Consider the following 7998-nt stretch of genomic DNA (forward strand, 5'->3'; position numbering starts at 1 on the left):
TCGTGGCCATCTCGCCCACCGCGCCCTGGCTCGGCATCGAGAAGGACACGCCTCTGGAGCACACCGGCCTGCGCGATCTCGTCCGCGCCGCGCGATCGGGCGCGACGGAGACGGCGAACCTGCGCCTGGTGCGCGGGGGCATGTCGTCCGACTCGCGCCTTGTCGCGGGCCGGGCCATCCGCGTCAACGAGCGCTACACGCTGCTGATCGTGCGCGACCTGTCCGAGCAGGAGCGCCTCGAGCAGATGCGGCACGACTTCATCGCCAACACGAGCCACGAGCTGAAGACCCCCGTGGGCGCCGTGACGCTCCTGGCGGAGGCGATCGAGCTCGCCGCCGACGATCCGGCACAGGTGCGGGCGTTCACCGCGCGACTGTCGGCCGAGGCGGATCGGCTGGGCCGGCTCACCGGGCGCATCATGAACCTCTCGCGGCTGCAGGCGGCCGAGGAGCTCACGTCGGTCGGCGACGTCGCGATCGACGAGGTCATCGCCTCGGCGATCGAGGCCCACGCGGTGCAGGCGGACTCGGCCGGCGTGGACCTCGCACGCGGCGGCGACCGCGGGCTGTACGTGCGCGGCGACACGCAGATCCTCAAGGAGGCGATCGGCAACCTGATCGCGAACGCGATCGCCTACTCGCCTCGCGGATCGCGCGTGGGCGTGGGCGTGCGCGCGACCGCGGGCGCCGTCGAGATCGCCGTGACGGATCAGGGCATCGGCATCGCCGAGTCCGACCAGCAGCGCGTGTTCGAGCGCTTCTACCGCGCCGATCAGGCGCGCTCGCGCCGGACGGGCGGATCGGGCCTGGGGCTCTCCATCGTCAAGCATGCCGTCGCGCGGCACGGCGGCGAGATCAAGCTCTGGTCACAGCCCGACCGCGGTTCGACCTTCACCGTACGCCTGCCGCTCAGCGAGGCGCCCGTGATCGATTCCCCTGCCAAGAAGAAGAAGATGCGGAAGCCCGAGACGGCGGTCGTCGGGTCGGACGCGAAGAAAGGCCGCGAATGACGCGTGTGCTCCTGGTCGAGGACGAGCCCGACCTGGCCGAACCCCTTGCCTACCTGCTGCGCCGGGAGGGGTACGAGGTCGAGATCGCCGAGGACGGCCCCGCGGCCCTGGCGGCGTACCGCGAGCAGGGCGCCGACCTGATCCTGCTCGACCTCATGCTGCCCGGCATGCCGGGGACCGAGGTCTGCCGCCAGGTGCGCGCCACGTCCAGCGTGCCGATCATCATGCTCACGGCGAAGGATTCCGAGGTGGACATCGTCGTGGGGCTCGAGCTGGGAGCGGACGACTACGTCACCAAGCCCTACTCGGCGCGCGAGCTGCTCGCCCGCATGCGTGCCGTGCTGCGCCGCACGGCCGATGCGGAGGCGGAGCTCGACGAGCGCGTGCTCGAGGGAGGGCGCGTGACGCTCGATGTCGACCGCCACACGGTCGCCGTCGACGGCCAGCAGATCAACATGCCGCTCAAGGAGTTCGAGCTGCTCGAGGTGCTGATGCGCAACGCGGGACGCGTGCTGACCCGCGGGCAGCTGATCGACCGCGTGTGGGGCAGCGACTACTTCGGCGACACGAAGACGCTCGACGTGCACATCAAGCGCATCCGCTCGCGCATCGAGCGGGTGCCCAGCGAGCCGGTCATGCTGGTCACGGTGCGCGGCCTCGGGTATCGCTTCGAGGGCTAGCCAGGGTACGAAGAAGGCCGCGAGGATCCCGGATCCTCGCGGCCTTCTTCGTGTGTCTGCGGGATGCGGCTCAGTGGCCGCCCTCCTCCGCCGGGGCCTCGGTGTGCTCGAGGTGCGAGCAGTCGCTCTGCGCGCCGCCGGGAACGAGGTCGGCGAAGTGCTCGAGGCAGCCGTCCAGCACCGGCACCTCCGCGATGACGCCCTCGGTGTCGCCCGACTGGAAGTAGACCGACAGCGTCGCGCCGGCCTCGGTGTCGATGCCCTCGAGCAGGAGCGGCTCGTCGTCCTGGCTGCCCAGGCTGATGGTCTCGCCCGCCGGCACGCGCACCGTGGCGGTCTCCTCGCCCCACTCGAGGTTGAGCGTGGCCGACTGGTCCGTGGCGTTCACGAGCGCCGCGGCAAGGTTGCCGTCCTCTCCCTGCGCGTCGGCGATGATGACCGCGTTGCGGATCTGGACGGGGGCGCCTCCGCTTTCGGGCGCCGGAACGTTCACGCCGTCCGACGGCGAGTAGGGGATCGTGGTCGCCTGGTGGGTCAGCGAGGCGCAGCCGGTGGCGCTGAGGAGGACGACGGCGCCGAGCGAGAGCGACGCGAGAATGCGGGAGTTCACGGAACCTCCAGGTCGTGCGGTCCCGCCGAGCTGCGGGCCCTGCGAGCCATTCTAGGGGGTCGCGTCCGCGCGTCCCCGATGCCCTCCCGATGGGCCGCGCAGGCCCGTCCGTGAAGTGCGCGGAACGGGCGTGTCGCTCCCGCCGATCGGGGCCCGCGAACCTTAGTGCATACCGCGCTGTGGTATCCTGGAAGTCGCCGAAAGGACACAATTCTATGCTTTTCGAGGTTGGCGAGACGGTCGTCTACCCCCACCACGGTGCGGCCACGATCACCGAAGTCAAGACCCGCGTCATCAAGGGCGAGGAAAAGGTCTACCTCAAGCTGAACGTCACCCAGGGTGACCTCGTCATCGAGGTGCCCGCTGACAACGTCGACCTCGTCGGCGTTCGTGACGTGATCGGCCAAGAGGGTCTGGACAAGGTCTTCGAGGTGCTGCGCGCCCCCTTCACGGAAGAGCCGACCAACTGGTCGCGCCGCTACAAGGCGAACTTGGAGAAGCTCGCCTCGGGTGACGTGATCAAGGTCAGCGAGGTCGTGCGCGACCTGTGGCGCCGCGATCAGGACCGCGGGCTGTCGGCCGGCGAGAAGCGCATGCTCGCCAAGGCCCGTCAGATCCTCATCTCCGAGCTCGCGCTCGCAGAGAAGACCGACGAGGAGAAGGCCGCGTCGGTCCTCGACGAGGTCCTGGCTTCCTGATGCGTCGCGCTTCGCGAGCGGTTTGAGCGCGAAGCGAGACGAGATGTCCGAGAACGCCCCGCCGCATGGCGGGGCGTTCTCGCGTGCACGGTGCGTGGGTACGTTGGAGGAGTGACTCTCACTCCCTCGCCGCGCGTCGGCATCATCGTGGTCGGGGCCGGATCCGGCACTCGTCTGGGTCAGGACGCGCCCAAGGCGTTCGTCGGCATCGGCGGGCACACGATCCTGCGCCACGCGCTGCGCGGCGTCTTCGCCGCGCAGGAGGCCCAGGTCGTGATCGTCGCGCCGGCGGGGCGCGAGGGCGAGGCCCTCACCGACGCGCGTGAGGCGGCGGGCGCGCGCGCCGAGCTCGTCTCGGTCGTGACCGGGGGAGCGACGCGCCAGGCCTCGGTCGCTGCAGGCATCGCGGCGCTGTGGCCGGCGGTCGAGGTGGTGCTCGTGCACGACGCCGCGCGAGCGCTCACGCCTCCCGATGTGTTCGCGCGCGTGATCGACGCCGTCGACCGCACCGGATGGGGCGTCGTGCCGGGCCTCGCCGTGGTCGACACGATCAAGCGAGTGGAGGGCGAGCGGGTCGTCGAGGCCGTCGACCGCTCGCAGCTCGCCGCCGCGCAGACGCCGCAGGGCTTCCGCCGCGACGTGCTGGAGACGTCCTACGCCGTCGCGTCCGAGGAGTACACGGACGACGCCGCGCTCGTCGCGGCCGCGGGGCACCGTGTCGCGATCGTCGACGGCGATCCGCTCGCGTTCAAGATCACGACCCCGGCCGACCTGGATCGCGCGCGCGGGCTCACGACGCCGGTCCCCGCCGTGCCGGCCGCGTCATCCGGGGAGCGCATGCCGCGCGTGGGCATCGGCACCGACGTGCACGGGTTCGGCGGCGACGGGAGCCTGTGGCTCGCCGGTCTCGAATGGCCGAGCGAGCCCGCGCTCTCGGGACACTCGGACGGCGACGCCGTCGCGCACGCGATCGTCGACGCGCTGCTGTCGGCCGCCGGGCTGGGCGACATCGGCACGCACTTCGGCACGTCGCGTCCGGAGTTCGCCGGCGCGCACGCCGACGCGTTCCTTGCGCGCACGCGGGAGCTGCTCGGCGAGGCGGGCTGGGTCATCGCGAACGTCGCGGTGCAGTTCCAGTCGAACCGCCCGAGATTCGCGCCGCGCCGCGCGGAGGCGGAGGCTGTGCTGTCGGCGGCGCTCGGCGGCGCTCCCGTCTCGCTCGCGGCGACGACCACGGACGGCCTCGGATTCACGGGCGCGGGCGACGGCGTGCAGGCCTTCGCCGTCGCGTTGATCCGCCCCGCGTGATACGCGGCGGTCGACTGCTCGGCGAGCACCGGAGCGCCCGGCGCCGGGTCGGCGTCGGCTTGGTAACGGTCGTGTAAAACGATTGCGAAGCCGCTCCTTCGGGGCGAATATGGTGGCGCCCGCAACATTCCCGCAGCGCAAAGGAGCGCCATGCGCAGGTTCCGGCTCTTGACAGCCCTCAGCGCCCTCACCGGCACGATCGCACTCGTCGTCGCGGGAGGCGCCGTCGCGGTGCCCGCCGCGGCGGCCACGCCCACGGTCGAGACGATCGATTTCGACGACAGCGGCCTCGGCAGCTGGAGTCCGTCCGGCGGCGGATCCGACACCCTCTCCTACGTCGCCCACGGTGACGGCCTCGCGCTCCAGGTGAACGACCGCGCGAACGACTTCACCGGCATCCAGTCGCCCGCCGGCGCCTTCACGGCCGGCAATCGCTACACGGTCTCGGTCAAGGTGAAGCTCGCGGAGGGCACGCCGGAGACGCAGGCGCGATTCGTGCTCAAGCCCGACTATCAGTGGGGCGGCAACGGCACGGTCACCACGACCGAGTGGACGACCCTCACCGCGACGTACGAGCCGACGGATCCCGCCAAGGAGCACCAGCTCTACATCGGCACGGGTGACATCGCGGGGGTCGCCGCCTACACGTACCTGCTCGACGATCTCACGATCACGACCGAGGACCTCACGCAGCCCTCTGGCGGCCCCGAGCCGGGCACCGTGATCCTGGACAGCGACTTCGAGACGGGCCTTGACGGCTGGGCGCCACGCGACTCCGGCTCCGGCGCACCGACTGTGGCGTTGACGGACGTCGCCCACGGCGGCGCCCAGGCGGCCGTCGTCACCGGGCGCACGAGCCAGGGGTCCGGCATCGGCCACGACATGAGCGGCGCGCTGCAGTCGGGTGTCTCCTACGAGATCTCGGCCGCCGTGCGCTTCGCCGAGGGCCAGCCCGTCGACGCGGTGTGGCTGACCCTGGCCGAGACCGCGGCGGGGGCGACGAGCTACAAGACGCTCGCGCAGTTCGAGGGGATCACGAGCACGGGCTGGACCGAGGTGTCGGCGAAGTTCAACGCGACCGACGCCGAATCAGCGCTGATCTACTTCGAGACGGACTACAACGGCACCAACACGAGCGACTTCCTGATCGACGATGTCGTGCTGAAGGTCTCGGAGCCCGCCGTGGTCGAGGACCTCCCGCCGCTCCATGGCACCACCGATTTCCCGGTCGGCGTCGCGATCGACTCGCGCGAGACGTCCGGATCCGCCTCCGAGCTGCTGTTGCGCCACTTCAACCAGATCACGCCCGAGAATCACATGAAGCCCGAGGCGTGGTACGACGAGGAGGAGAGCTTCCGGATCCACCCCGAAGCCGCGGCCCTGATGAACTTCGCCCGGGACAACGACCTCGGCCTGTACGGCCACGTGCTGGTGTGGCACAGCCAGACGCCGGCATGGTTCTTCCAGGACGACTCCGGCCGGCCGCTCGGCACGGACGACTCGGCCAAGCAGGTGCTGCGCGAGCGCATGCGCACGCACATCTTCGCCGTGGCCGAGACGCTCGCGGCCGAGTACGGCGCCTTCGGCTCCGACACCAATCCGCTCACAGCGTTCGACGTGGTGAACGAGGTCGTGTCGGACAGCGGAGAGTTCGCCGACGGTCTGCGTCGCAGCGAGTGGTACCGCATCCTCGGCGAGGAGTACATCGACCTCGCGTTCCGGTACGCCGACGAGGCGTTCAACCAGGAGTTCGCGGCTTCGGGGTCGGATCGCCCGGTGACCCTGTTCATCAACGACTACAACACCGAGCAGGACGGCAAGCAGGGCCGCTACGCCGCGCTGGTGCAGCGGCTGCTCGCCCGAGACGTGCCGCTCGACGGTGTGGGGCACCAGTTTCACGTGAGCCTGGCCATGCCGGTGTCCGCGCTGGCCGGAGCGCTCGACCGCTTCGAGGGCATGGGGCTGCAGCAGGCGGTCACGGAGCTCGACGTCACGACCGGCACGCCCGTGACACAGGCGCTTCTCGTGGAGCAGGGTTACTACTACCGCGACGCGTTCGAGGTGTTCCGCGAGCACGATCTGTTCTCGGCCACGGTCTGGGGCCTCACGGACGGCCGCAGCTGGCGGAACTCCAGCGGCGCCCCTCTGCTGTTCGACGACGACCTGAAGGCCAAGCCCGCCTACTACGGCGCGGCGGGCGGCGAGCTGCCGTCCCGTCTGCGCGCGGCGGACGTGTTCGGCGGCGCGGCGCCGACGGACCCCGCCGCGCCCGACTGGCGGCGCCTGCCGCTGCACGCGCTCGACGGCGGCGGCGCGTTCCAGGCGCGCTGGCGCGATGGCACCCTCGCGGTGCTGGTCGAGGTGCCCGGCGGCGACGCGGCGACGGAGGTCGAGCTCCAGGTGGGCCAGACGACGTACACGGTGCGCGGCGACGGCACCGGCGACGTGCCGGTCGATGCCGATGTCACGGACGAGGGCGTGCGCCTCGCAGCGCAGCTGCCCCTGGGGGACGCCGCCGAGGGCGACACGCTCGACTTCGACGTGCGCGTCGCGGGCGGCGGGGCGTGGAACTCGCCTGGCGTGCTCGGCACCCTGACGCTCGTCGAGCCGCTCGCGTACCTGGAGGTCGTCGGCACCCCGACCGCGCCTGCCATCGACGGCGCTGTCGACGACGACCTGTGGGAGGCGGCGAACCCGGTCACCACGGACGTCCAGGTCGAGGGCTCGGGCGGCGCGACGGCGACGGTCCGCACGCTGTGGAAGGACGAACTGCTGTACGTCCTCGCCGAGGTGGCAGACCCGCAGATCGATGTCACGGGTGCAGACCCCTGGGTCCAGGATTCCGTCGAAATCTACGTCGACCCGGGCAACGCCAAGAACGGCGCGTACCGGTACGACGACTCGCAGATCCGGATCAGCGCCGCGAACGCCGTCTCCTTCGGCACCGGCGACGAGGCATACCAGCAAGCGCGCGTGACGTCCCAGACCTCCACCGTGGAGGGCGGCTACGTCGTGGAGGCCGCCATCTCCCTGCTCGAGTACGGCGGTGAGGGAACGTTCCACGGCCTGGACTTCCAGGTCAACGACGCGGCAGACGGCGCCCGCACCGGCATCCGGAACTGGGCCGACCCGACGGGACGCGGGTATCAGAGCACCGGGCACTGGGGTGTCGGCCAGCTGGTCGCGCCTGTGGAGCCGGTGCCGGTCGACACCGCGGTCACGGTCGCGAAGGCCACCGCGGCCTACGGCGCGAAGGCGACGCTCAGCGCGAAGGTCGCACCGGCCGATGGCACGGGTACCGTCTCGTTCCGCATCGACGAGAAGGTCCTGTGCACGGCCGAGATCCAGGCCGGCGTCGCGACCTGTCAGGCGGCCGCTCCGCTGCCTGGTGAGTACCGCGTGACCGCTGCCTACAGCGGGGACGCCGGGCACCGCCCGTCGTCCGCGACCTTCGCCCTCTCCGTGGCCAAGGGCTCGCTGACGAAGGCGCCGACGCCGACGATCTCCGGCACCGTCAAGGTCGGCGGCAAGCTGACGGCGCACGCCGGAACCTGGGCCCCGGCTCCCGTGACGGTGACGTACCAGTGGCTGAGCGACGGCAAGAGGATCCCCGGGGCGACCAGATCGACGTACGTGGTCCGCGGTGCCGACAAGGGCCGCCGGATCTCGGTGACCGTGACGGGCAGCAGGAC

The 7998-nt window shown here is 71.1% G+C and carries 6 protein-coding genes; 5 read left to right on the forward strand and 1 reads right to left on the reverse strand.

Annotated features, from left to right (window positions below; all coding sequences use genetic code 11):
* The coding region (locus RIF89_RS08820) for an ATP-binding protein (RefSeq protein ID WP_309068751.1) at positions 1 to 1010 on the forward strand (1010 nt) is incomplete at its 5' end.
* The gene (locus RIF89_RS08825; RefSeq protein ID WP_309068752.1) at positions 1007 to 1690 is read left to right on the forward strand and encodes a response regulator transcription factor; all 684 of its coding nucleotides are present in this window, start codon (positions 1007 to 1009) and stop codon (positions 1688 to 1690) included. The genes RIF89_RS08820 and RIF89_RS08825, both read left to right, overlap by 4 nt.
* A 70-nt stretch (positions 1691 to 1760) precedes the next feature.
* Here the strand turns inward: RIF89_RS08825 and RIF89_RS08830 are convergent, their stop codons facing one another.
* A complete protein-coding gene (locus RIF89_RS08830; RefSeq protein ID WP_309068753.1) occupies positions 1761 to 2300 on the reverse strand; it encodes a DNA modification methylase in 540 nt (179 codons plus the stop codon).
* A 215-nt stretch (positions 2301 to 2515) separates the two neighbouring features.
* Here RIF89_RS08830 and RIF89_RS08835 point away from each other — a divergent pair, with 215 nt between their 5' ends.
* The 3 genes from RIF89_RS08835 to RIF89_RS08845 form a co-directional block, all read left to right on the forward strand.
* Positions 2516 to 2998, forward strand: a complete 483-nt coding sequence (locus RIF89_RS08835) for a CarD family transcriptional regulator (protein ID WP_309068754.1) — start codon at positions 2516 to 2518, stop codon at positions 2996 to 2998.
* Positions 2999 to 3109: 111 nt separating this feature from the next.
* Complete coding sequence (ispD, locus tag RIF89_RS08840) at positions 3110 to 4306, forward strand: 2-C-methyl-D-erythritol 4-phosphate cytidylyltransferase (RefSeq protein WP_309068755.1); 1197 nt, start codon at positions 3110 to 3112, stop codon at positions 4304 to 4306.
* Positions 4307 to 4456: 150 nt separating this feature from the next.
* Positions 4457 to 7998, forward strand: a 3542-nt coding sequence (locus RIF89_RS08845; protein ID WP_309068756.1) for an endo-1,4-beta-xylanase, incomplete at its 3' end; no start/stop codon positions are given.

It is taken from the genome of Microbacterium sp., assembly GCF_031178525.1.
Taxonomy (GTDB): domain Bacteria; phylum Actinomycetota; class Actinomycetes; order Actinomycetales; family Microbacteriaceae; genus Microbacterium.